Annotated in this window: 16 protein-coding genes; 8 read left to right on the top strand and 8 right to left on the bottom strand. The window is 72.3% G+C overall.

What is annotated here, in order from left to right; all coding sequences use genetic code 11:
- The first annotated feature begins 73 nt into the window (after window positions 1-73).
- Window positions 74-1,897 (top strand): asparagine synthase (glutamine-hydrolyzing), encoded by a 1,824-nt coding sequence (gene asnB / locus VET29_RS09295; protein ID WP_324917601.1) that lies wholly within the window; start codon window positions 74-76, stop codon window positions 1,895-1,897.
- A gap of 74 nt (window positions 1,898-1,971) precedes the next feature.
- Window positions 1,972-3,486: an FAD-dependent oxidoreductase gene (locus VET29_RS09290; protein WP_324917597.1), complete on the top strand. Its 1,515-nt coding sequence runs from the start codon at window positions 1,972-1,974 to the stop codon at window positions 3,484-3,486.
- A 565-nt stretch (window positions 3,487-4,051) separates the two neighbouring features.
- On the opposite strand, the gene VET29_RS09285 is transcribed toward VET29_RS09290, so the two are convergent.
- Entirely contained in the window at window positions 4,052-4,873 is an 822-nt protein-coding gene (locus VET29_RS09285; protein WP_324917594.1) for an alpha/beta hydrolase, read from the bottom strand.
- A gap of 97 nt (window positions 4,874-4,970) precedes the next feature.
- Here VET29_RS09285 and VET29_RS09280 point away from each other — a divergent pair, with 97 nt between their 5' ends.
- Together VET29_RS09280 and VET29_RS09275 are read left to right on the top strand one after the other, a co-directional pair.
- Complete coding sequence (locus tag VET29_RS09280) at window positions 4,971-5,366, top strand: (R)-mandelonitrile lyase (RefSeq protein ID WP_324917591.1); 396 nt, start codon at window positions 4,971-4,973, stop codon at window positions 5,364-5,366.
- Window positions 5,367-5,406: 40 nt separating this feature from the next.
- Window positions 5,407-8,478 (top strand): BTAD domain-containing putative transcriptional regulator, encoded by a 3,072-nt coding sequence (locus VET29_RS09275; protein WP_324917587.1) that lies wholly within the window; start codon window positions 5,407-5,409, stop codon window positions 8,476-8,478.
- On the opposite strand, the gene VET29_RS09270 is transcribed toward VET29_RS09275, so the two are convergent.
- Both VET29_RS09270 and VET29_RS09265 read right to left on the bottom strand, forming a co-directional pair.
- Entirely contained in the window at window positions 8,410-9,171 is a 762-nt protein-coding gene (locus VET29_RS09270) for an ABC transporter permease (protein ID WP_324917584.1), read from the bottom strand. The genes VET29_RS09275 and VET29_RS09270 overlap by 69 nt on opposite strands.
- The gene (locus VET29_RS09265; protein WP_324917580.1) at window positions 9,168-10,121 is read right to left on the bottom strand and encodes an ATP-binding cassette domain-containing protein; all 954 of its coding nucleotides are present in this window, start codon (window positions 10,119-10,121) and stop codon (window positions 9,168-9,170) included. The genes VET29_RS09270 and VET29_RS09265 overlap by 4 nt, the downstream gene beginning before the upstream one ends.
- A 110-nt stretch (window positions 10,122-10,231) precedes the next feature.
- Between VET29_RS09265 and VET29_RS09260 the strand changes: the two genes are divergently transcribed.
- Window positions 10,232-10,585, top strand: a complete 354-nt coding sequence (locus tag VET29_RS09260) for a DUF1304 domain-containing protein (RefSeq protein WP_324917577.1) — start codon at window positions 10,232-10,234, stop codon at window positions 10,583-10,585.
- Here the strand turns inward: VET29_RS09260 and VET29_RS09255 are convergent.
- A complete protein-coding gene (locus tag VET29_RS09255; protein WP_324917574.1) occupies window positions 10,541-12,133 on the bottom strand; it encodes an AMP-binding protein in 1,593 nt (530 codons plus the stop codon). The genes VET29_RS09260 and VET29_RS09255 overlap by 45 nt on opposite strands.
- A gap of 155 nt (window positions 12,134-12,288) precedes the next feature.
- On the opposite strand from VET29_RS09255, the gene VET29_RS09250 reads away from it, so the two are divergent.
- Window positions 12,289-13,044: an SGNH/GDSL hydrolase family protein gene (locus VET29_RS09250; RefSeq protein WP_324917572.1), complete on the top strand. Its 756-nt coding sequence runs from the start codon at window positions 12,289-12,291 to the stop codon at window positions 13,042-13,044.
- Between the two features lie 333 nt (window positions 13,045-13,377).
- Here the strand turns inward: VET29_RS09250 and VET29_RS09245 are convergent, their stop codons facing one another.
- The 3 genes from VET29_RS09245 to VET29_RS09235 all read right to left on the bottom strand — a co-directional run bounded on the left by VET29_RS09245 (window position 13,378) and on the right by VET29_RS09235 (window position 19,279).
- A complete protein-coding gene (locus VET29_RS09245; RefSeq protein WP_324917569.1) occupies window positions 13,378-13,695 on the bottom strand; it encodes a hypothetical protein in 318 nt (105 codons plus the stop codon).
- A 156-nt stretch (window positions 13,696-13,851) separates the two neighbouring features.
- Entirely contained in the window at window positions 13,852-15,954 is a 2,103-nt protein-coding gene (locus VET29_RS09240; protein ID WP_324917565.1) for a DUF2339 domain-containing protein, read from the bottom strand.
- Window positions 15,955-16,024: 70 nt separating this feature from the next.
- Window positions 16,025-19,279 carry a S8 family peptidase gene (locus VET29_RS09235; RefSeq protein ID WP_324917560.1) on the bottom strand — a complete coding sequence of 1,085 codons (3,255 nt, stop codon included), beginning with the start codon at window positions 19,277-19,279 and terminating at the stop codon, window positions 16,025-16,027.
- 87 nt (window positions 19,280-19,366) lie between these two features.
- On the opposite strand from VET29_RS09235, the gene VET29_RS09230 reads away from it, so the two are divergent.
- Together VET29_RS09230 and VET29_RS09225 are read left to right on the top strand one after the other, a co-directional pair.
- Entirely contained in the window at window positions 19,367-20,308 is a 942-nt protein-coding gene (locus VET29_RS09230; RefSeq protein ID WP_324917557.1) for a helix-turn-helix transcriptional regulator, read from the top strand.
- A 288-nt stretch (window positions 20,309-20,596) separates the two neighbouring features.
- Entirely contained in the window at window positions 20,597-21,778 is a 1,182-nt protein-coding gene (locus VET29_RS09225; RefSeq protein ID WP_324917554.1) for a zinc-dependent alcohol dehydrogenase, read from the top strand.
- Window positions 21,779-22,096: 318 nt separating this feature from the next.
- Here VET29_RS09225 and VET29_RS09220 read toward each other — a convergent pair whose 3' ends face one another.
- Window positions 22,097-22,366: a DUF4235 domain-containing protein gene (locus VET29_RS09220; RefSeq protein ID WP_324917550.1), complete on the bottom strand. Its 270-nt coding sequence runs from the start codon at window positions 22,364-22,366 to the stop codon at window positions 22,097-22,099.
- Window position 22,367 lies beyond the last annotated feature (1 nt).

Here is a 22,367-nt window from a genome sequence, read left to right as displayed (position 1 = left end):
GCCATCCCAGAGTTACATAGGTGTCTAATGGACCTGCACGTTCAGTGACTTGCCGTGTACGCAAGGAGGGAATATGTGCGGGATCACCGGCTGGGTCGCCTTCCAGCACGACCTGCGGGGGGAACAGGCCACGCTCGACGCGATGACCGAGACCATGGCGTGCCGGGGACCGGACGACCGGGGCACGTTCACCACCGAGCACGCCGCGCTGGGGCACCGGCGGCTCGCCGTCATCGACCTGCCCGGTGGGCGCCAGCCGATGCGGGTGGACACACCGGAAGGCCCGGTCGCGATGGTGTACTCCGGGGAGACCTACAACTTCACCGAGCTGCGCGAGGAGCTGGCCGGGCGGGGCCACCGGTTCACGACCTCCTCCGACACCGAGGTCGTCCTGCACGCCTACCTCGAATGGGACCTCGCGCTCGCCGACCGGCTCAACGGCATGTACGCGTTCGCGATCTGGGACGGCCGGCACGAGAAGCTCGTCATGGTCCGCGACCGCATGGGCATCAAGCCCTTCTACTTCCACGAGACCGCCGACGGCGTCCTCTTCGGCTCCGAGCCCAAGGCGATCCTCGCCAACCCGGGTGTCGAGCCGACCGTCACGCTCGACGGCATCCGCGAGCTGTTCGCGTTCGTCAAGACCCCCGGACACGCGGTGTGGGACGGCATGCGTGAGGTCGAGCCGGGCACGATCGTCACCGTCGACCGCACGGGCTCACACACCAGGCGGTACTGGGCACTGCGGACCCGTGAGCACACCGACGACCGCGACACGACCGTCGCCCGCGTCCGGGAGCTGCTCGACGACATCGTGCGCCGCCAGCTCGTCGCGGACGTGCCGCGCTGCGTCCTGCTCTCCGGCGGCCTCGACTCCTCGGCGTTGACGTCCCTCGCGGCCCGGCAGCTCGACGAGCGGGTCCGCAGCTTCGCCGTCGACTTCGTCGGGCAGACCGAGAACTTCGTGCCGGACGAGATGCGGTCCACTCCGGACACTCCGTACGTGCACGACGTCGCCGAGCTGGCCGGCACCGAGCATGAGGACATCGTGCTGAGCGCCGAACAGCTCGCCGACCCGGCGGTGCGTCGTCAGGTCATCCGCGCCCGCGACCTGCCCAACGGCATGGGTGACATGGACACGTCGCTCCTGCTGCTGTTCACGGCGATCCGCGGCCACTCGACGGTCGCGCTGTCCGGCGAGTCCGCCGACGAGGTGTTCGGCGGGTACCGCCAGTTCTTCGACCCGGAAGCCCGCAGGGCCGCGACCTTCCCGTGGCTCGCGCTGCTCGCGCGGCAGCGCGGCGCGCGGGGGCAGATCCTGAACCCCGCGCTGGTCGAGAACCTGCGGCTCGACGAGTACGTCCGCGACGCGTACCGCACCTCACTGTCCAAAGTGGAGGCTCTGCCGGGCGAGTCGGCGCTGGAGTCGCGGATGCGGGAGATCTGCTACCTGCACCTCACCCATTTCGTGCGGATCCTGTTGGACCGCAAGGACCGCGCCTCCATGGCCGTCGGGCTCGAGGTGCGGGTGCCCTTCTGCGACCACCGGCTCGTCGAGTACGTCTACGGCACCCCGTGGTCGATGAAGTCCTTCGACGGCAGGGAGAAGTCCCTCCTGCGGGCGGCGACGGCCGACGTGCTGCCGCGGTCCGTGGTGGACCGGGTCAAGTCGCCGTACCCGTCCACGCAGGATCCCGAGTACGCGCGGCGGCTGCAGCGGAACGTCCGCGAGTACCTGTCGACCGACCATCAGGTGTTCGACATCGCGGACCGGAACTGGGTACGCGAGGCGGCGCGGGCCGAGCGGATCGACCAGCCCGTCCGGTCCGGGTTGGAGCGCATGCTGGACATCGCGCTGTGGCTGGACATGTACAAGCCGGTACTCAAGTTGTCGTAGTGACGTGGTGAGCCCCCGCCGAGTACGATCTGGCGCTGTTCGTGCGTCCTGATCGTGCTCAGTGGGGGTTCGCGGTGGCTCATGCCGACAAAACGGTCGATGTGCTCATCGTCGGCGCCGGACCGACCGGAAGCACGCTGGCGATCGACCTCGCCCGCCGCGGTGTCGGCATTCGCGTCATCGACAAGGATCCGCACGCCTTCGACGGTTCACGCGCGAAGGGTGTGCAGCCACGCACGCTGGAGGTCCTCGACGACCTCGGCGCGGTCGACGATGTCCTGGCGGGCGGCAGCGAGTACCCGAAGCTCGGCGTGCACATGGGCCGGTGGGTCGTGCCATGGCGGATGTTCCCCCACCACGAGGCGACCACGGACGTCCCGTACCCCAACACCTGGCTGGTCCCGCAGTTCCGCACCGACCGCGCGCTGCACGCCCGGCTGGCGAGCCTGGGCCACAGCGTGGAGTTCGGCGCGGAGCTGGTCGGGCTGACCCAGGACGACGAGACGGTCACGGCGACACTGGCGAGCGGCGAGCGGATCACGGCCCGGTACCTCGTCGGCGCCGACGGCGGGTCGAGCACGGTCCGCCACCAGCTCGGCATCGGGTTCCTCGGGTCGACCGACGAGCTGGAACGCGTGCTGCTCTTCGACGCCCGGACCACCGGGCTGTCCCGTGACCGGTGGCATGTGTGGGCCAGGATCAAGGCCGGCGCGTGCCCGCTGCCCGGCGGCGACCTGTTCCAGTGGATGTTCCAGCTGAAGCTAGACGAGGAGCCGCCCGCCGACGAGGACGAGATCAACCGGCGCCTCGCCAGGTACGACGTCAGGGTGCACGACATCCGGTGGAAGTCGTTGTTCCGGCCCAACATCCGGCTGGCCGAGGCGTTCCGCCGCGGCCGCGCTTTTCTCGCGGGCGACGCCGGGCACGTGCACACGCCGGCGGGCGCGCAGGGGCTGAACACCGGCATGCAGGACGGGTACAACCTGGGGTGGAAGCTCGCGCAGGTACTGGCCGGCGCCAACCCGGCACTCCTGGACACCTACGAGGCCGAGCGGCTGCCGATCGCCGCGAGCGTGATCGGCCTGTCCACCAAGAAGTACGAGGGCATCGCGAAGCTCGACCCGTCCAGTGTCAAGCGGGGCAAGGAGGTGCAGCAGCTCAAGCTCACCTACCGCGGCGGCCCGCTGGCCCCGGCCGGCGCCGAGAGCACCTCGACCCTGCGGGTCGGCGACCGCGCCCCGAACGCGGAACTGGTCGACGCGAAGGGCGAACAAATCCGCCTGTTCGACGCCTTCCGTGGCCCCCACTTCACCGCCATCGCCCACGGCGACCGCGCAACCACAGCCCTGGCGGGCCTGCTCTGGCCGACAACAGGCGCCCCACTGAAGTCCATCGCAGCCACCAACTCCCCAGAGTTCACCCGCCTCTACGGCCTAACCACCGACACCCTCCTCCTAATCCGCCCCGACGGCTACATAGCCCACATAGCAACAAAAAACATCCTCCCCACAACCCAAACCGCCGCAACCCCCATGACACCCCCAACCCCACCCAACCAACCCACCCGCGAGTCCCGCGCCCAAACATAGCGAGTCCCGCGTTCGCACATACCAAGTTGCGGTTTCGTGCACACGCACCCTGGGGCGGTTCCAAGATCTGGGACGGATCTATCGCAGAAACGGCTCTGGCGCAATTCGGTGGTCGCGAAGCGTGACAGCAAGATCAGCTTGTGAGTGTGGCCACGATTTCCGCCCGCCTGCGTGTTCGGAGGGTGTTGCCGCAGGTGATCGCTTCAGTCGACGTTGACGGTAAGCGGCCGGCGGTGCGGGCGAGCATGATCGACCACCCAACGTCATGTCTCGTTGCGGGGGATCGGTGCTCAGGTGCGTCAGCCATCACCTGCCGACAGGGCTGATCTCCCTGACGATGGACACTCTGTGCAGCGCTGGTTCCGGCGCGGTGGCTCCTTCGCTTCCGCATCCTGCCCGGCTGAACACAGCACGCCACCACCGAAAGTGCGCCAGAGCCGTTCCCGCGACAGTCCCTCTGGGACAGACCCGCCACCTGCACGAAACCGCAACTCGGGGTGTCTGAGCGCGGGACTCGCGGTGTTTCAACGCGGGACTCGCGGGTGGTTTGGGCGGGTGGGGTTGGCTAGGGGGAATGGGTGGTTAGCCAGGTTAGGGTGGGTTCGGCGTGGTTCAGGGTGGAGATGTGGCCTTCGCCGGGGCGTAGCCAGAGTTCGGCGGATGGGATTTGGTTGGCTAGCCAGATGCTGTGGGATGCGGGGACCATGCGGTCGGCGTCGCCGTGCATGAGGAGGACGGGGGCGGTGATGTCGGCAGGGTCGAAGCCCCAGGGGCCGACGTTGGCCAGGTCGTCGTCGATCAGTGGGGCTGGTCCGGCCGCGATGGCCGGTGGGACGATCTCGCCGAACCACGACCACGGGCCGTCGAGTGCGGCGTGGTCGGCGGGAGTGAACGTCTCGGGGTCGAACTCGGCCGCGTAGGCCTCCTTCGCGGCGCGGCCGCTGGCGGCCGCGCGTAGGGATCCCGCGCTGCCCGGTGCCATGCCGGCGAACCAGTCGAGACCGTCGGCGTCGAACGGGGCGAGCCCGGAGACGCTCACGGCGGCCAGGACGCGGTCAGGCAACAGTGCAGCGGTCGCGAGGGTGTGGGGGCCGCCGCTGGAGTGACCCATGACCGCGAACTCGCCGATGTCCAGTGCGTCGGCGACGGCGGTGACGTAGGTGGCGGCCGAGGCCATGTCGCGGCCGGGGCGTGGGGTCGAGGTGCCGTAGCCGGGCCGGTCGTAGCCCACCCAGCGGATGCCGAGGCGGTCGGCGGCGGCGAACAGAGGCTTGGGCGGTGCGCCGATGTTGGGGGTGCCGTGGTGCCAGAAGACGGTGAGCCCGGCGCCGCCGGTGTCGTAGACGTGCAACGTGCTGCCGTCGGCGAGGGTGAGGTCGGTCTCCACGCCGAGAAGCTTAGGGGCCCCGCGATGCCAGAACCTGCCGCCGGACGGCCGACAGCGTAGAACTGGGCGCGGAGGTCACGACGAAAGGAGAGAGCGAGTGGAGATCCTGCCCAAGCAGGAGACCGTGAAGGGTCCGGCCGAGCTGTTCAGCGGGGACGTGTGGTTCGACGTCATCGCGCGCGGCGAGGAGCCGTCCCGCCTGCGGGTCAACACGGTCCGGTTCTCGCCGGGCGCGCGCACCGCGTGGCACGCGCACGCCGTCGGCCAGACGCTGCACGTCGTCGACGGCGTGGGCCGGATCCAGGCCCGTGGCGGCGAGGTGCTCGAGATCCGGGCGGGCGACACGATCCACACCCCGCCCGGCGAGTGGCACTGGCACGGCGCGGCGCCCGGCCACTTCATGGTCCACCTGGCCATGTGGGAGTCCCCGGGCGAGGGCACGGAGACCGAGTGGGGCGACCACGTCACCAACGACGAGTACATAGGCGCCTGAGTCGCCCTGTGCCGCGCCCGGGGTGTGAGAGCCTGGCGGCGTGCGAGTCGGACTGCTGGGGGCGCTGGAGGTACGCGACGACGCCGGCCGCCCGGTCGAGGTGCCCGGGACGCGGCTGCGGACGTTGCTCGCCCGGCTCGTGCTCGGCGCGGGGCGGCCGGTGTCCGGCGCCGAGCTGATCGACGCCGTGTGGGGTGCGCATCCCCCGCGGGGTGCGGCGAACGCCCTGCAGACCCTGGTCTCCCGCCTGCGCCGAACCCTCCCCGGCCTCCAGTTGGCCCACTCGGCCGCCGGCTACCGGCTGGCCGGCGTCGACGCCGACGTGACCACGTTCGAGCGGCTCGCGGCCGAGGGCCGGGCCAGCCGCGACGCCGGGGACCCGGCCGCCGCGCGGGACCGGTTCACCGAGGCACTGCGACTGGGGCGCGGTGACCCACGGGCCGACCTGCCCGACGCCACCCGGCTCACCGAGCTGCGGCTGCGCACGGTCGAGGACCTGGCGGACCTGACGTCCGGCGGCGAGGACATCGCCGAGCTGGCCGGCCTCGTGGCCGCGCACCCGCTCCGGGAACGGCTCGCCGCCACCTACATGCGCGCGCTGGTCGCGGCCGGCCGCCCGGCACAGGCGCTCACCGTCTACGCGGACCTGCGCCGCGCGCTCGCCACCGAGCTCGGCACCGACCCCTCCCCCGAGATCCGGGACCTGCACACCGCGATCCTGCGTGGCGGCAACGAAAGGCGCGCCGGCCCGCGTGCTCCGGTGACCAGCTTCGTCGGCCGCGAGGACGACATGGACCGGCTGCACGCGCTGCTGGCCGACGCCCGGCTCGTCACGCTCGTCGGCCCCGGCGGGGCGGGCAAGACGAGGCTCGCGGCCGAGCTGGCCGGCCGGCACACCGACGTGTTGTGGGCCGAGCTGGCCGACGTCGCCGACGCGGACCGGCTGCCGGCCGTGGTGTCCGGTGCGCTCGGCCCGCGCCACGCCGGCCTGCCCGGCACCCGCGCGGGCGACCCGGTCGCGATGCTGACCACCGACCTCGGCGACCGGCAGGCGTTGCTGGTACTGGACAACTGCGAACACCTCGTCGACGCCTGCGCCCGGCTGGCCGACCGGATCCTGGCCGCGTGCCCCGGCGTCCGGATCGTGGCGACGAGCCGTGAGCCGCTGGGCATCGGCGGTGAGTTCCTGCATCCGGTCGGTCCACTCGCGACGCCGCCGGAAGGCGTGGCCGCCGCCGGCTACCCGGCGGTCCGGCTGTTCGCCGACCGGGCCGCCGCCGCGCGTCCCGGTTTCGTCGTCACCGCGGACAACGCCGGCGCGGTGGCGGAGATCTGCCGGCGCCTGGACGGGTTGCCGCTGGCGATCGAGATGGCGTGCACGCGGCTGCGCTCGATGCCGCTGGCCGAGGTCGCCGCCCGGCTGTCCGACCGGTTCCGGCTGCTGACCGGTGGGAACCGGACCGCGTTGCCACGCCACCGGACACTGCTCGCGGTGGTCGACTGGAGCTGGCGGCTGCTGACCGGCGAGGAGCGGGCGCTGGCCCGCAGGCTGGCGGTGTTCACGGGCGGGGCGACGCTCGCGGCGGCGCGGGCGGTGTGCGGCGACGTCGACGACCTGCTCGCCAGCCTGGTGGACAGGTCGTTCCTGCAGCTGCTGGACGTGCCGGGCCGGCCGCCGCGGTACCGGATGCTCGACACGATCGGCGCGTTCGTGGCCGGCGAGCTGACCGACGACGAGGCGGCGCGGGTGCGCCGCGCGCATGCCGCGTACTTCCTCGCGCTGGCGGAGGAAGCAGAGCCGAACCTGCGCGGGCCGGCGCAGCTGCGGTGGTTCGCGGAGCTGGACCGTGAGTACGGCAACGTGTCCGCGGCGTTGCGGTGGGCGGTGGACGCGGGCGACGCGGCGACGGCGCTGCGGCTGATCGCGGCGCTGGGCTGGTACTGGACCCTGCGCGACAGCCACGACGAGGCGGCCGGCTGGCTGCGGCGGGCACTGGCACTGCCCGCCGGCACGATCCCACCGGCGGTGCACGCGTTCGACGCGATGTACCACGCGGAGAAGGATCCCGAGCGCGGCCGGGCCGCCGCCGAGGCCGCTCGCCGGTGCGCGGGGCCGGACCCGCGCACGTGGCATCCGGCGGTGGCGTTCATGACACTGGTCCTGGGTGGACCGGCCGGCGCCGCCGCCACCGCGGAGCTGGCGTCCCACCCCGACGACTGGGTCGCGGCACAGGCGGAACTGATGGCCGGCCACACGGCGGGCGCCCGCGGCGAACTGCCGGCGTCGGCAGCTCACTACGCGGCGGCGCTGACGAGGTTCGAGTCGTCCGGGGACCGGTGGGGCATCGCGTCGGCGGCGAGCAGTGTGGCGGGCGTGCACAGCGTGTACGGCCGCCACGAGAAGGCGATCGAGGCGGTCGACCGGGCCCTGTCGCTGACGGAGTCGCTCGGTGCGACGACGGACGCGCTGTGGCTGCGGGCGCAACGCGGCCGGTACCGGCTGCGGGCGGGGGACATCGAGGGCGCCAGGGCCGACCTGACGCGTGCCGGCGAGGACAGCCGGGCGAGCGCGGTCGTGGCCATGGCCCGGATCGGTCTTGCCGCGCTGGCGCGCCGCACCGGCAGGCCGGCCACCCTCGCCGGGTTGCTGTCCGAACTGGCCGGCAACCCGGGATGGCCGGAGACGTACCTGCTCGTGCACGCGCTGATCGAGGCCGGCCGCGGTGCCGCGGCCGCCGGTGATCCCGCCGCGGCGGACGAGCGGCTGACCCGGGCGCTGCGGCTGGCGGGTGTCAACCTCGCGGCGGGGTCGCTGACCGCCGAGGCGGCGGAGGCCATGGCCCAGGTGGCGATGGCTCGTGACGACGCGCACGCGGCGGCCCGGCTGCTGGGCCTGGCCGCCGCGGTGCGTGGCGGGGTGGACATGGGCGACCCCGACGTCCGGGACACGGAGTCGGCGGCCCGTGCGGCACTGGGGCCGGCCTTCGACGAGGAGTTCACCACAGCGTCCACAGTGGACTCGGCGGCGGCCCGCGCCGAGCTGCTACCGCCGGCGGTAGGCGAGCACCGCGAGGGGCGCGAACACCACGATGATGGCCACTGTCCACAGTAGACACCAGGTGACCGAGTCGCCGGCGGGCCGGTCGAGCACGAACGCCCGCACGGCGTCGGAGACCTGGGTGACCGGGTTGACGCGTACCCAGGCCTGAAGCCAGCCGGGGAGCTTGCCGGTGGGCACGAAGACGTTGCTGCCGAAGGTGAACGGGAAGATCAGCACCAGGCTCAACGCCTGCACGACCTCCGCCGTCCGCGCCACGACCCCGATCAGGGTGGCGATCCAGCACATGGCGAACGCGAACGCGAGCAGCAACCCGAGGGCGGCGAGCAGGGCCTGTGGGCCGCCGTGCGGCCGGAAGCCGAGTACCGCGCCGAACCCGAACACGAGCGCGATCGACAGCACGTACTTGAGCGCGTCGCCGAGAATGTGGCCGACGAGCGGCGCGGACCGGGCGACGGGGAGGCTGCGGAAGCGGTCGAAGATCCCCGTGCGGAGGTCTGTGTTGAGGGAGACGGCCGTGCCGAGCGTGGCGAACATGAGGGCCTGCACGGCGATCCCGGGGATGACGAACTGCAGGTAGGTGCGCCAGTCGCCGGACACCGCGTTGCCGAACAGGAAGACGAACATGAGAACGAAGGTGACCGGCATCAGCAGGACGTCGAGCAGCTGGTCCGGTGTGTGCCGGAACTTCGTGAGGTTGCGCCGGGCCAGCGTGAGCGAGTGCCGGGCGGCACGGACGGGGCTCATGCGCCCTGTCCCGTGAGCGCGAGGAAGACCTCGTCGAGACTGGCCAGCCGAACCCCCAGCTCGGCGACCTCGATCCCGGCCCCGCCGAGCCGGGTACCGATCTCGGCCAACACGGCCCCGGCGGAACCACCGGGCGGCAACGCCACCGACACGGACGTCTCGTCGGGCGAGTCCTGTTCGTGGAGGTTCCCCCGGACCGCGGCGACCACGATCCTCCGGACCTCCGCCAGGCGGTCGTGGTCCGCCGGGCGGACGTGCAGGGTCTGCCCACCGACGGCCGCCTTCAGCTGGGCCGGGGTGCCGGTCCGCACGACCCGCCCCTCGTCGAGCACCACGATGCCGTTCGCGAGCTGGTCGACCTCCTCCAGGTACTGGGTCGTCAGCAGCACGGTCGTCCCCTCGCGGACGAGCGAGCGCACCAGGTCCCACACCTCGCCCCGCGACCGAGGGTCCAGGCCCGTCGTCGGCTCGTCCAGGAACAGCACCGCCGGGGCCGCCACCAGGCTGGCCGCGACGTCGAGCCGTCTGCGCATCCCGCCCGAGTACGTCTTCACCAGCCGTCCCGCGGCCTCGGTCAGCCCGAACCGGTCCACCAGCTCGCTCGCCCGCGCGCGGGCGAGCCGCCGGGGCAGCTCCAAGAGCCGCCCCACGAGCACCAGGTTCTCGAACCCGGTCAGCGCCTCGTCCACGGCCGCGAACTGCCCGGTCAACCCGATCAGCCCACGCACCCGCTCCGGGTCCTCGGTCACCGAGAACCCGCCGACGCGCGCCGCGCCGGCGTCCGGGTCGAGCAGCGTCGCCAGGATCCGCACCACGGTCGTCTTCCCGGCGCCGTTCGGTCCCAGCAGCCCCGACACCGTGCCGCGCGGCACGGCGAGATCGACACCGGCGAGTGCTGTCGTACGGCCGTACCGCTTCACCAGGCCCTCGCACTCCACAAAAGCTGTCATGCCGGCAACGATCGACCTCGGCGCTGACACGACACGCACACGCCGGTAACACGACGAAGCCACCCTGACAGCGATACCGTCCGGTCACCCCTTTGAGGAGAGGAACGCGTGTGAGCGTCGTCGCGGACGTACTGGTCGGGCTCGTCGCCCTGATCCACGTCTACATCCTGGTCCTGGAGATGTTCCTGTGGACCGCACCACGCACCCGCGCGGGCTTCGGCCTGACCGCGGAGTTCGCCGAGGAGACCAAGGTGCTGGCCGCGAACCAGGGCCTGTACAACGGTTTCCTCGCCGCGGCGCTCGTGTGGGGCCTGGTCGCGGATCAGTTCCAGCTCACGCTCTACGGCCTCGTCTGCGTGATCGTCGCCGGGCTGTACGGCGCCGCGACGGCCACGAAGCGGATCCTGTTCGTCCAGGCGCTACCCGCCGCGCTCGCGGTGGTCGCCCTGCTGATCGCCCGCTGAGGAGGCGACCCGCCTCGCCCACGCGATCTCCACCTTGCCGGTCGGCGTCCGCGCCAGCTCGGTGAGGAGCACGACCGTGCGCGGGACCTTGTAGCCGGCCAGGTGGCGGCGCACGTGCTCCCGCAGCCCGGTCACCGCGGGGTTCGAGACGGCGACGACCGCGGCGACACGCTCGCCCCAGGTCTCGTCCGGCACGCCGACGACGACCGCGTCGGTCACGTCCGGGTGAGCCAGCAGGACGTCCTCGACCTCCTGTGGGTGAACCTTCTCACCGCCCGTGTTGATGACACCGGAGCCGCGGCCGAGGAACCTGATCGCGCCGTCGGACTCGACCTCGACGAGGTCGCCGGGAACCGAGTACCGGACGCCGTCGATCACGCGGAAGGTGGCCGCGGTCTTGGCCGTGTCCTTGTGGTAGCCGAGCGGCATCGGCCCGCTGTAGCCGAGGACGCCCACCTCTCCCGGCGCGGCCTCCCGATCTCCGTCGGCGAAGACCCTGGTGGCAGGGACCGGGCGGAACCGGGACGGGAGGTCGTCCACCGACGAGGTGACGGCGAACGCGAAGGGACCGCCCTCGCTGGACGCGATGGCGTCGAAGATCGTGACCTCGGCACGCCGGTGCAGTGCGTGCTTGAGGTGGTCGCTGAGCGCGGTGCCCGAGCTGATCACCGACCGGAGCGAGCTCAGGTCGTGCGTACGCACGGCCAGCTCGTCGACGAGCGGCCGGCAGACGGCGTTGCCGGCGACGATGAGAGTGCTGACCCGTTGGCGGGCAACGGTTTCCCAGACGTGCCGGGGGTCGAGCCGGCCGGGGCGAGTGGTGATCACCCGGCCGCCGACCAGCAGGGCGCCCATCGAGTTGAACAGGCCGGTGCCATGCATGAGCGGGACGACGGGCAGCGTGACCGGTGCCCTCCCGGCGTTGGTGACCGCGACGGCGACGGCCTCGTCGAGGGTGGCGGGGAGGCCGGGGACGCCCAGGGGACCGTAGATGGGCACGACCACGGCGTGCATGAGGTCGCTCTGGCGCCAGATGACGCCCTTGGGCCTGCCGGTGGTGCCCCCGGTGTACATGAAGAGCTGGTCGTCACCGGGGCGGGTTTCCGCCGGCCTGGGTGGTCTCGTGGCGAGGAGGCGGTCCAGCTCCTCGCCACCCGCCTCGATGGCGACGCGGAGGGTGGGGACGTGCGTGACGGCGTGGGCGACGTTGGCGGCGAGCTCACGGGCGAAGACGAGGGCCGCGGCGTCGGCGTCGGTGAGCAGGTCGGTCAGCTCGTCGCGGGTGTAGCGGTAGTTGACGTTGACCGGCACCGCCCCGATCTTGAACGCGGCGAACACGGTCTCGAGGTAGGCGGCGCAGTTGTGGAGGTAGCAGGCGACCTTGTCCCCCGGCCCGACCCCGGCGTCGGTGAGCACGGTCGCGAGGCGCGCGGCCCGGTCCTCGAACTCGGCGTAGGTGCGGTCGCGCCCGGCTCGGAAACCGCCACCACCTCGGGCATCTCCCGGGCGACGGCCTCCCAGATGGTGCCGAACGACACGTCCATCCACCCAGGGTAGGAGCTCGCCCGGTCCCGCGGCCCGGGACGAATGACGTAGCCAGACCCGGTCCGCGAGCGGCGGCGTGACCATGGCCATATGGCCGGACGGACCCGCCCGGGAGCAGAGTTGAGGGGTTAGGAGCAGGTCGGCGGGAGGGTGTGCGGGTGCGGTACGTGGCGATCGGTGACAGCTTCACCGAGGGGGTAGGCGACGAGCTTCAGGACGGCACGGTGCGTGGCTGGGCCGACCTGGTGGCCGCGGGCCTGGCGGCCGGCCGCGAGACCGTCCAGTACGCCAACCTCGCGATCCGCGGCCGCCTGCTCGAGTCGATCGTCACCGACCAGCTCGACGCGGCCCTCACGCTCGACCCGGCACCCACGCTGATGACGTTCAACGGCGGCGGCAACGACATGCTCCGCCCGAACACCGACGTGGCACGGTTGATCGAGCTCACCGAGCTGGCGGTGCGGCGCTGCGCGGAGGCAGGTGTCCGGCTGGTGTTGCTCAGCGGTGGGGATCCGTCGGACGGGCTGCCTTTCGGCAGGACGATCCGCCGCCGCGGCGAGGAACTGACCATCGGGGCCGCCGAACTGGCCGCCGCCAACGACATCACGTTCGTGGACTGCTTTCGCGACGTCGAGCTGCGGCGGCCGGGCTACTGGTCCGCCGACCGGCTGCACCTCAACGCGGCCGGGCACCGGCGGGTGGCGAGCCGCGTGCTCACGGCCCTCGGGTATGACGCGCCGGCGGGTGACCGCGCCAGGTCGCCGCTGCCGCGTGGCGCGCTCGGGGAGGCCAGGTACTACTGGGATCACGTGCTGCCGTGGATCTACCGCCGTGTCCGCCGCCGTTCCTCCGGCGACGCCCTCAACGGCAAGCACACCGGCTGGACGGTCATCGAGAGCGCACCGGTCCAGTAGCACCGGCCCGGCGCGCTCGAAGCCCCGTTCGACGGCGGTCCCTGGCGCGCGTCCCCGCCCTTCTGTGCGCTTTTGCGTGTGCTGGGTTGCCCACTCACCCTCCCTCGCCCCAGTCCACAATCCCAGGCAAAAAATTTGGACATCTATATAGTCAATACAGGATGTTTCGTTGCGGGAGCAGAGGAGTGGAACCAGGAGACAAGGCTTCGGAGAAGTTCCACCTCGCCGAAGGCCTGACCTCGGAGAGGCGAGGGAGAGCCGCGGAAGCGGGACCCCCGAACGCGAACCGGTCAGGAACGCGCGGTCGCGAAGATCGGCTGTGTCAGGCGACCGTCAGCAGAGTGGGTCGCTGAGCAGGTCGACCGCGGGTTCGACGGCGAAGCAGCTGGTGATGGCGTAGTGGCGTACGCCGGCCGTGACCAGCGGGTCCAGGTCCAGCACCCGCGCCAGCTCGGACCGGGAGGCCGTGGCGAAGATCGTCAGGTTGTCCGCCGGCACCTCGCCCGGCAGCAACCAGCCACGTTCGCGCTGGTCGAGACACCACATGCGGTGCTGGTCGACCAGGTCGCGGTTCCAGGGTGCGTCCGGGTGGAAGTCACCGCGGTTGTGCCCCAGCGCCACGTACAACCGCTCCGGATCTTCGGGACTCACCCCTAGATAGTGCACCACCCGCCCGCATCCGTGCCGGCACGCCCAGAAAAACTCCAGTCGGGTCCCAGGCACATCCCGCCGTCGGACGCGTAGGGGTCCGTGTCGAGCCACCGCGAAATCACCCGACACGGGTGAACGGCCGCGCCGTGCGGAGAGTTACGGCCGGGCACGTCCCGCGACGAGCTTGGCGTACCGCGCGCCGGCCGCGAGCAGCACCAGCCCGGCGACGAGGAACGCCGCGACACGTGCCATGCCGTCCAAAGAGGACAGATCGAACAGGACGAGCTTGGCGAGCGCCGCGACCACCAGCGACAGCCCGGCGAGCCGCAGCGGCACCGAGTCGATTCCGCGTAGCAGCAGGACGAACGCGGCGACGGTCCACGAGACCGTGACGAGCACGTGACCGAGCAGGAAGCCGTCCCGGTCCGGCGAGACCAGCAGTCCGGCGGCCAGGAACGTCGCCGTGGAGCCGTACAGCGCCAGCAGTCCGGCGGGCACCCAGCCATGCGGCGCATGATCGTCGCCGGCCAGCACGCCGAGGCGGAAAACGGCCCAGCACAACGTGATCGCGACCGCGGCGTACAACGCGCCGGTCACCCCGAGGGACACGGCCGCGCCGGCGTCCGTGCCGCCGGGCCGGGGTCGCACGAGCAGGTCCGGCCGCGCGGTGAACACGAGCCCGAGGACGTACCCGACGAGCGCGAAGAGCCCGGCCGGCGCGAGCGCCGGAACGAGCCGCAGCCGGGCGGCGACCACGGTGAGTACCAACGCCTCGGCGAGGAACGCGATGGGACGGGCGTCCCCGTCGAAGAAGGTGGCGGTGGCCTGGAGGAAGGCGAGCGACGCGAGACCGCCCGCGATCAGCCCGAACGTGCGCGGAAGCCGGGCGCCGAGCAGCCAGACGGCGAGGAGCAGCACACCGACGGCGGCGGCGAGGATCGTGGCGCCGGTGCGGGGCAGCAGGATCGCGGCGATCAGCCCTGGCACGGGTGCGAGGCACAGCATCACGACGGTGAAGCCGTCCTCGGGGCGGCGCAGCGCGGTGACGACCGCGAGCAGGATGACGACTCCGCTGGTGATGCCGGCGAGCACCGCGGTGGTCACCGCGTCCCGGTCGAGGCGGTGGTCGGCCGCGAGGCCGATCTCGACGAGGCAGACCACGACGGGCGGCAACCCCGCGGCGAGGAGCAGCCCGCTCCAGCGCTTGGCGAGCTGGACGGGTGTCGCGCCGAGGAGGAGGACGAGCAGGAAGCTCATGAGGAGCGCGTCGAACCCATTGGTGATGATCGGGGCCGACACGGCGCAGCAGACGACCACGAAGACCGCGAGCGGTTGCGAGTCCCAGAGCCCGGCGAGGGCGATCCCGGCGGCGGTGACGACGAGGCCGGCCAGGAGCCCGCCCCAGGGCGGGAGGAACCCGTAGAGCGTGGTGGCGGCGACCACGGCGAGATAGCCGACGGCGACCCCGGTGGCGGCGAGGGCGTAGGCACCGGTGCGGGCGGTGGGACTGCGGTGCAGCCACATGCCGATGGCGGTGAGGACGACGCCGAGACCGGCGCCGAGCAGGACCCGCGGCAGCGGTCCGAGGTACCCGCGCTGGATGGCGAGGACGAGAAGCAGCACGACACCGGCGAGGGTGACGACGCCGCCTGCCCAGGCGAGGATGCGGCTACCGGCACCGTCGCGGCTGAGGCGCTCCCAGAGGGTGGGACCGGGCGGAGGCGGTGGGGTGGGCGGGCCGTACGGGTAGGGCTGCGGGGCGCCCCAACCGGGGAGGCCGCCGGGAGGCGTTCCCGGGGGCGGCTGCTGGCCGTGGGTGGCGGTGGCCGGCCACCCGCCGACGGGCTGAGCGGGGCCACGGTGGCCCGTCCCGGTGGGCACTCCCGGCCACCACTGGCCCGGCGCGAGCACCCCGGGCCCAACGTGCGCGGACGGAGAGCCGGTCGCGGGAGGCGCCTGGCCCGCCGCGGAGCGAGCGGACGAGTCGGGCTCGGCGGGACCGGCGGCGGGCGGCCGGTCACCCGCGGACGACTCGGGTCCAGGCCGCGCGCCGGCCTCGCTCGGCCGCGGCCGGTCGGCCGGTGCGCTCGCGCCGGACACGGAAGGTCCGTGCCCCAACGGAATGCCGCCGGGAGGGGCGGGCTCGTCCGGCCGAGGCGTGAGGGCGTGCAGTTCCGCGCCGATCTCCCCCAGACGGGTGCCGACCTCCAGGAGTGCTTCGGCCAGGCGCGGAAGGGACGCCGAGATCTGGTCAGCCATATCCGCCAGTACACCAACCTGCCTCGGCCGGCGGATGCGTACGACTACTCAGGAGCCCATCACGATGTGGTCACCGCACGGGATAGGCGTCGATCACGGTCTGCGCGACCGCGCGGCCCGCCGCGGCCGTGGCCTCCGCCCGCACCGACACCGGCTGTCCCGACCGCGTCAGCACCCCGGGCACCACCACTCGGTACGTCCCGTCCCGGTTCGGCACCACCAGGCCCGCGTGCCAGCGCCGCCCATGGTCCACCGACGCCCAGAACCGCAGCGTCCCCGGCTCCAGCCGGAGACCGTCGCCCCAGGACGTCACGCGCACGCCCAGGTCGAAGATGCGCCGGGACGGCAACCGTCCCATCCCGTCGGCGCCCGGCTGGTAGTCGATCGACAACAGCCTGGGCACCGTGGCGAACTGGTCCGGGTCCGTCGGCGCCTGCGACGGGAACGTCCACACCGTCGACGTGCTGGCGCCGATCGCCAGCAGCGACCTGTCCGGTCGCGAGGTGTGCTCCAGGCGGAACGTCGCGGGCTCCGGCGGGGTGTCGAAGTACCAGCTGTCCCCGAACCTCGGCTGCTCGACGCCGTTGCGGTACAGGCGATAGACGTCGTCGCCCGCCGCGGCGACGACACGGACCGAGCCCTCGTGCGTGCCGTCGCTCAGGTCCACCGGCAGCTCGATCCGCGTCCGGTTGTGCGTCGCGGACGTCACGGCCGGGACCGGACCGCGGAACCACACCGCCGGTCTCCGCTCCCCCGCCCGGTACGTCGTGGTCGGCTGGCACAGCACGGCTACTCCCTCCTGAGGGCCGGCAACGCACTGCCGCCACCGCACGTCGGCGGTCACCCACTCCGTCCGCTTCACCGGCGCCGCCAACGGATGCACGAACACCCCCGTGGCGTACACCAGGTCCGTGAACGCCGTCCGGTACGTCAGGTACGAGTCCGTACGCCCCAGCGTCCGGTACTCGGCGTCCAGGCGGGCGAGGCTCGACCGCCGCACCCGGTACGCCGGCGGGTCCGGCACCGTCGGCGCGCCGAGCACGACCGCGTAGGTGTCGTCGCCGCTGTCGAGCTCCCAACGGGTCTGGAACGTCGCCCGGCCGGTGCGCACCGGGCCGGTCGGCTGGACGAAGACACTCGCCAGCTGGTCGCCGGTCGCGTAGATCCCGTCGCTGATGCCGCCGTCACCGAGCGCGTCCTCGCGTCCATAGTGGACGGACGCGGTGGACACCGTGGTGCGGGCGCCGTCGACGCGAACCGGTCCGAGCGGCTTCGCCTTCCGCGCGTCGATCGTGTAGGAGACATCGCGGTCCACCGTCAGCTCCGGTGTGCCCGCGAGGGAAACCGTCTCCGGTGTGTCGCCGGACGCGGGCGTCACGACCCGCGCCACCGCGCTGATCGGGCCGGGCGCAAGCCGCGCGGTCCCCCGCCCGTTCTCGTCCAACTGCAGGATCTCGAAGCCGCCGCCGGTCGTCGGGTACATCGCCGCCATGTTCGCGAGCCACACTGTCCCGTACGCGTCGGGCTCGCCGCGCCGGTTCAGCACGGTCACCGAGACGTCCCGCCGCGGCGCCTCCTCGTACAGGCCCAGCGGCAGCCGCGTCGGCTGCTTTCCCGGCCGGGTAAGGGTCACCGCGCCGCCGAACACGCCGAGTACCGACGGGGTCAGGGTGACGGTCACCGACGAGCTGCCGCCCGGCGGCACCGTCACGGACGCGGGCGTCACGGTCACCATCCCACCGGGCGCGAGCCCGCCGTCGATGTCGCGCTCCTCGTCGGTCAGCGACACCGTCTCGGGCGCCGTGCCGTCGTTGTCCAGCGTCAACGTGACCGACCGCGGCCCCGTGTTCTGGCCGTACCTGAGGTAGCCGAAGTCCACGTTGCCGCGGTCGAGTTGGAGCGTGTCGGTCAGCGCCCCGGGAAGGTCCAGCTGCCCCGCGCCCTCCACGTACGGGCTCGGCGTCGGGAGCTTCGCGTCCGCGGTCGTCATCAGCGCGTTCTTGAGCCGGCGCCAGTCCCAGTCGGGGTGGCGCTGCTTCAGCAGCGCGGCCGCGCCTGCGACGTGCGGCGTCGCCTGGGACGTGCCGGTCATCCGCGTGTAGCCGTCGGTCCCGTGCAGCGCGCCGGTGACCGACACGCCCGGCGCGGTGATGTCCGGCTTGGCCCGGTAGGTGCCCCGCGCCGGCCCCTGGCCGGAGAAGAACGGCCGCAGGCCGGCGGCGTCGCCCGCGCCGACGGTCAGCGCGCTCGCCGCGATGCCCGGCGTGGCAACGGATCCGAAGCCGGGACCGGTGTTGCCGGCCGCGACCACGAACAGGGTGCCGGTCTCGGCGGTCAGCTTGTCGAGTGCCTGCGCGGTCGGGTCGTCGCCGTTGCCCGCGTCGGCGCCCAGGCTGATGTTCACGATGTCCGCGCCCTCGGCGGCGGCCCACTCCATGCCGCGGATGAGCCACGACAGCTGGCCGCCTCCCGTGGAGTCCAGCACCTTGCCGGACAGCAGGCGGGCGCCGTACGCGACCCCCTTGCGTGCGCCGCCCGCCGCCGCCCCGGTGCCGCCGATGACCGAAGCCACGTGGGTGCCGTGTCCGTGGCCGTCCCCGGCGGTCGGGTCGTCGGTGAAGTTGGCCTGTGCCACGACTTTCCCGCGCAGGTCCGGGTGGTCGCCGTCGATGCCGGTGTCCAGCACCGCGACGTCCACCCCGGCGCCCGACAGACCCGCGTCCCATGCCTGCGGCGCGCCGATCTGCGTGAGGTTCGCGTCCAGGTCGGCGGCGGTCACGCGCCGGTCCAACCACACCTTCGTGCCACCAGCCACCCGTGTGGTGGCGAACCCGCCCCGCTTCGGCAACCGCGTGGCGGTCGCCCCGATGCTGGGCAGGGAAACCGAGTCCGCGGCACGTAGGCCGGCGGTCCCGCCGCGGACGATCACCGGCAGCGAGTCCGTCCGCGCGTCCCCGTACCCCTGGGCGAGCAGGCCGGTGACGTTGAACAGCTCGAGATCGAGCGTGTCCGGCACCAGGTGCTCGACCGACGACGGCACGACGTACAGGTCGTCGCCGTCGCGCAGGGTCGTGAACGACGTCGGGCGATCCCCCGCGGGCGTCACGCTCACCCTGGGTTGGCCCGCGGCGTCGCGTGTCAGGTTCGCCGTGTCGCCGGTGATCAGCGTTACCGCGGCGGCCGACCCGGCGGGAGCCGAGGCCGGGCCGGCCACCGTGGCGGCCGCCGTGGGTGCGGCCGCTGCCGCTGCCGTCGACACGCCGACGCCAGCGACGAGACAGGTCAGCAGCGCCGCGAGACGTGCGGGAACTCGCGGCAGATGCATGGCCCAGTCCTACGGCATCCGAATGGGCGAAGGAACGATCAGGCGTGGCGTGTTGCCGCCATGGCGAGAACTGGCCAGGATGACGCGATGCTTGAGGCACTGGGAATCAGCCAGTTCGCCGAGTCCGTCTACCGCGCACTGCTCGCCGATCCCGGCCGTACCGCAACGGAACTTGCACGTGCACTCGCACGGTCGACGACGGCGACCCGGCGTGCGGTGGCGGAACTCGAGGAGTCGGGCCTGGTCACGCGGGCGCCGGGGCGGCCCGTCCGGCTGCTCGCGGCCCGTCCCGACACGGCCATCGACCTGCTGGTCGCCCGCCGCCAGAGCGAGCTGACCACGGTGCAGGTCAACGCCCGCGCGCTCGCGGCAGAGATGAGCGGGCCGCGGCAGCCCGACGAGCTGCTGGAGATCCTCGTCGGCCGGCGGGCGGTCGGCCACCGGTACCGGGCGCTGGTTCGAGGCTGCGAAAGGGAACTGCTCGTGATCGACCGGCCACCGTACGCCGCGCCGGTCGAGCCGGCCGAGGAGGAGGTCACGACGCGGCTGTCCGACGACGTGGTGGTGCGCGGCTTGTACGCGCCGGAGTCGCTGGAACCGCCCGGCGCGCTGGAGGCGGTGCAGCGGGCGATCGAGAAGGGCGAGCAGTCGCGGCTGCACCCGAAGCTGCCGATGAAGCTCGCGATCGCGGACCGCTCGGTCGCGCTGCTGCCGCTGATGCTCGACGACATGGTGGAAAACGCTTTGGTGGTACGGAAGTGCGCGTTGCTGGACGCGTTGGTCGTGCTGTTCGAGCTGCTGTGGGAGCAGTCGTCGCCGGTGGTGCCCGGCCCGGTCGCCGCGCAGCCGGACGTGGGGCTGCTGACACTGCTGGCGGCGGGCGCGAAGGACGAGACCATCGCGCGGCAGCTGGGGATCAGCCCACGCACGGTGACCCGGCGGGTGGCCGAGCTGCTCGACCAGCTCGGCGCGCGGACCCGCTTCCACGCCGGCGTGCTCGCGGCACGCAACGGCTGGCTCGTCGAATGACCTCCACCCATCCGGGTTATCACTCTTGGTGAGCGATTGAGGCCGGAGCGTTCGGGTAGTCCGACGAGATCCACTCGTGGGAGGAGCACATGGCTGTCGCGGCACAGGCGGGTCCTGCTCACCGGTGGTGACCGGCATGGGCTCGGCAACGTGAACGAACGTCGCGACCGAGGGCCGGTCGAGCTGACCCCGCCATACCTTCTCCTCGCGCGAGCCGACCGTCGTCGAACCAACCGGCGAGGTCCTGGCCGCCTCGGCGCCGAGACCCGTGCGGGCCGAGGAGGAGCTGTGAGAGCCGTTACCTGGCAAGGAAAACGGGATGTGCGCGTCGAGACCGTGCCGGACCCGGAGATCCGTGAGCCGACCGACGCGATCATCCGGGTGACCTCGTCCGGGATCTGCGGGTCGGACCTGCACCTGTACGAGGTGCTCGGGTCGTTCATCGACCCCGGCGACGTGCTCGGCCACGAGCCGATGGGCGTGGTCGAGGAGGTCGGCACCGAGGTCGCCAACCTCAAGCCGGGCGACCGCGTGGTGGTGCCGTTCAACATCTCGTGCGGGCACTGCTTCATGTGCCGGCAGGGCCTGCAGTCGCAGTGCGAGACCACGCAGGTGCGGGATGCCGGCAAGGGCGCGGCGCTGTTCGGCTACACCAAGCTGTACGGCCAGGTGCCGGGTGGGCAGGCGGAGTACCTGCGGGTGCCGCAGGCCCAGTACGGCCCGATCCTGGTGCCGGAGGGACCACCGGACGAGCGGTTCGTGTACCTGTCCGACGTGCTGCCGACGGCGTGGCAGGCCGTGCGGTACGCCTCGGTTCCCGAGGGTGGCAGCGTCGCGGTGTTCGGGTTGGGCCCGATCGGGCAGATGAGCTGCCGGATCGCCAGGCACCTCGGCGCCGGGCTGGTGATCGGCGTCGACCGGGTGCCGGAACGTCTTGCCCTGGCGAGGAAGTACGGCGTGGCCACGGTCGATCTCGACAAGCCCGGCACGGTGGAGGCCATCCGGGCCCGCACGGCGGGCCGCGGCCCGGACTCGGTGATCGACGCGGTGGGCATGGAGGCACACGGCTCGTGGGTCGGCAAGATCGCGCAGGACCTGACGTCGTTGCTGCCCAAGCCGATCGCGGCGAAGGTGACGGAGAAGGCCGGCGTCGACCGGATGGCCGCGATCCTCGCGGCGATCGAGACGGTCCGGCGCGGCGGCACGGTGTCGCTGTCCGGCGTCTACGGAGGCATGCTCGACCCGATGCCGATGATGGACATGTTCGACAAGCAGATCCAGCTGCGCATGGGCCAGGCGAACGTCCACCGGTGGACCGACGACATCCTGCCCCTGCTCGCCGGCGACGACGACCCGCTGGGCACCGAGGACCTCGCGACCCACCAGCTTCCGTTGGCCGACGCCCCGCATGCCTACGAGATCTTCCAGAAGAAGCAGGACGGCGCGATCAAGATCCTGCTCAAGCCGTGACCCGATCAGCCCACGCGGCCGTATGTACACATAGGACAGAGGGGCCGCGTCCCGCGGCGCCGCCCGAGACTTCGGCGGAAAGGTCGGGAACCACGCCCCGCCGAACCCGGGCGGTGCCAGGGGTCGAGCGCGGCGCCGGCGGTCACCGGCAACGGCCAGTCGACGCTGTGCGGCTCCGGCCCGGCGATGCGCACCGCGGTCAGGTCCACGCCTCCTGGCTTTCCTCGGAGCGGGCGCGGCCGGCGGTGTCGAGGTGCCGCCGGCCGTCCGCTCCGCTGCCCGTGCGTCCCGCCGTAACGGGTCGCTCCGCCGAGAGTCTCAGTCGTCCGGCCATTCGCCGGTGACCTTGCGGTAGCCCTCCGCGCCGCCGCGGTCGATCGCGGCCTTCACCACGCCGAAGATCGCTCCCTGGATGGTCGCCGCGAGCAGCACCTGTCCCCAGGTCGCCTTCTTGTCGGTGGCGTCCGGGGCCTCGTCGCCGCCGGCGACCTTGGCCCACACCTTGTTGAACACGATGTTGGCGGCCAGCCCGCCGAGCACCCCGACCAGCATGCCGACCGGTTTGTAGATGATCTTGTTGACGTTCACT

This window comes from Actinophytocola sp., from assembly GCF_035634895.1.
Lineage (GTDB): Bacteria > Actinomycetota > Actinomycetes > Mycobacteriales > Pseudonocardiaceae > Actinophytocola.
This window is presented reverse-complemented; position numbering and strand designations above follow the sequence as displayed.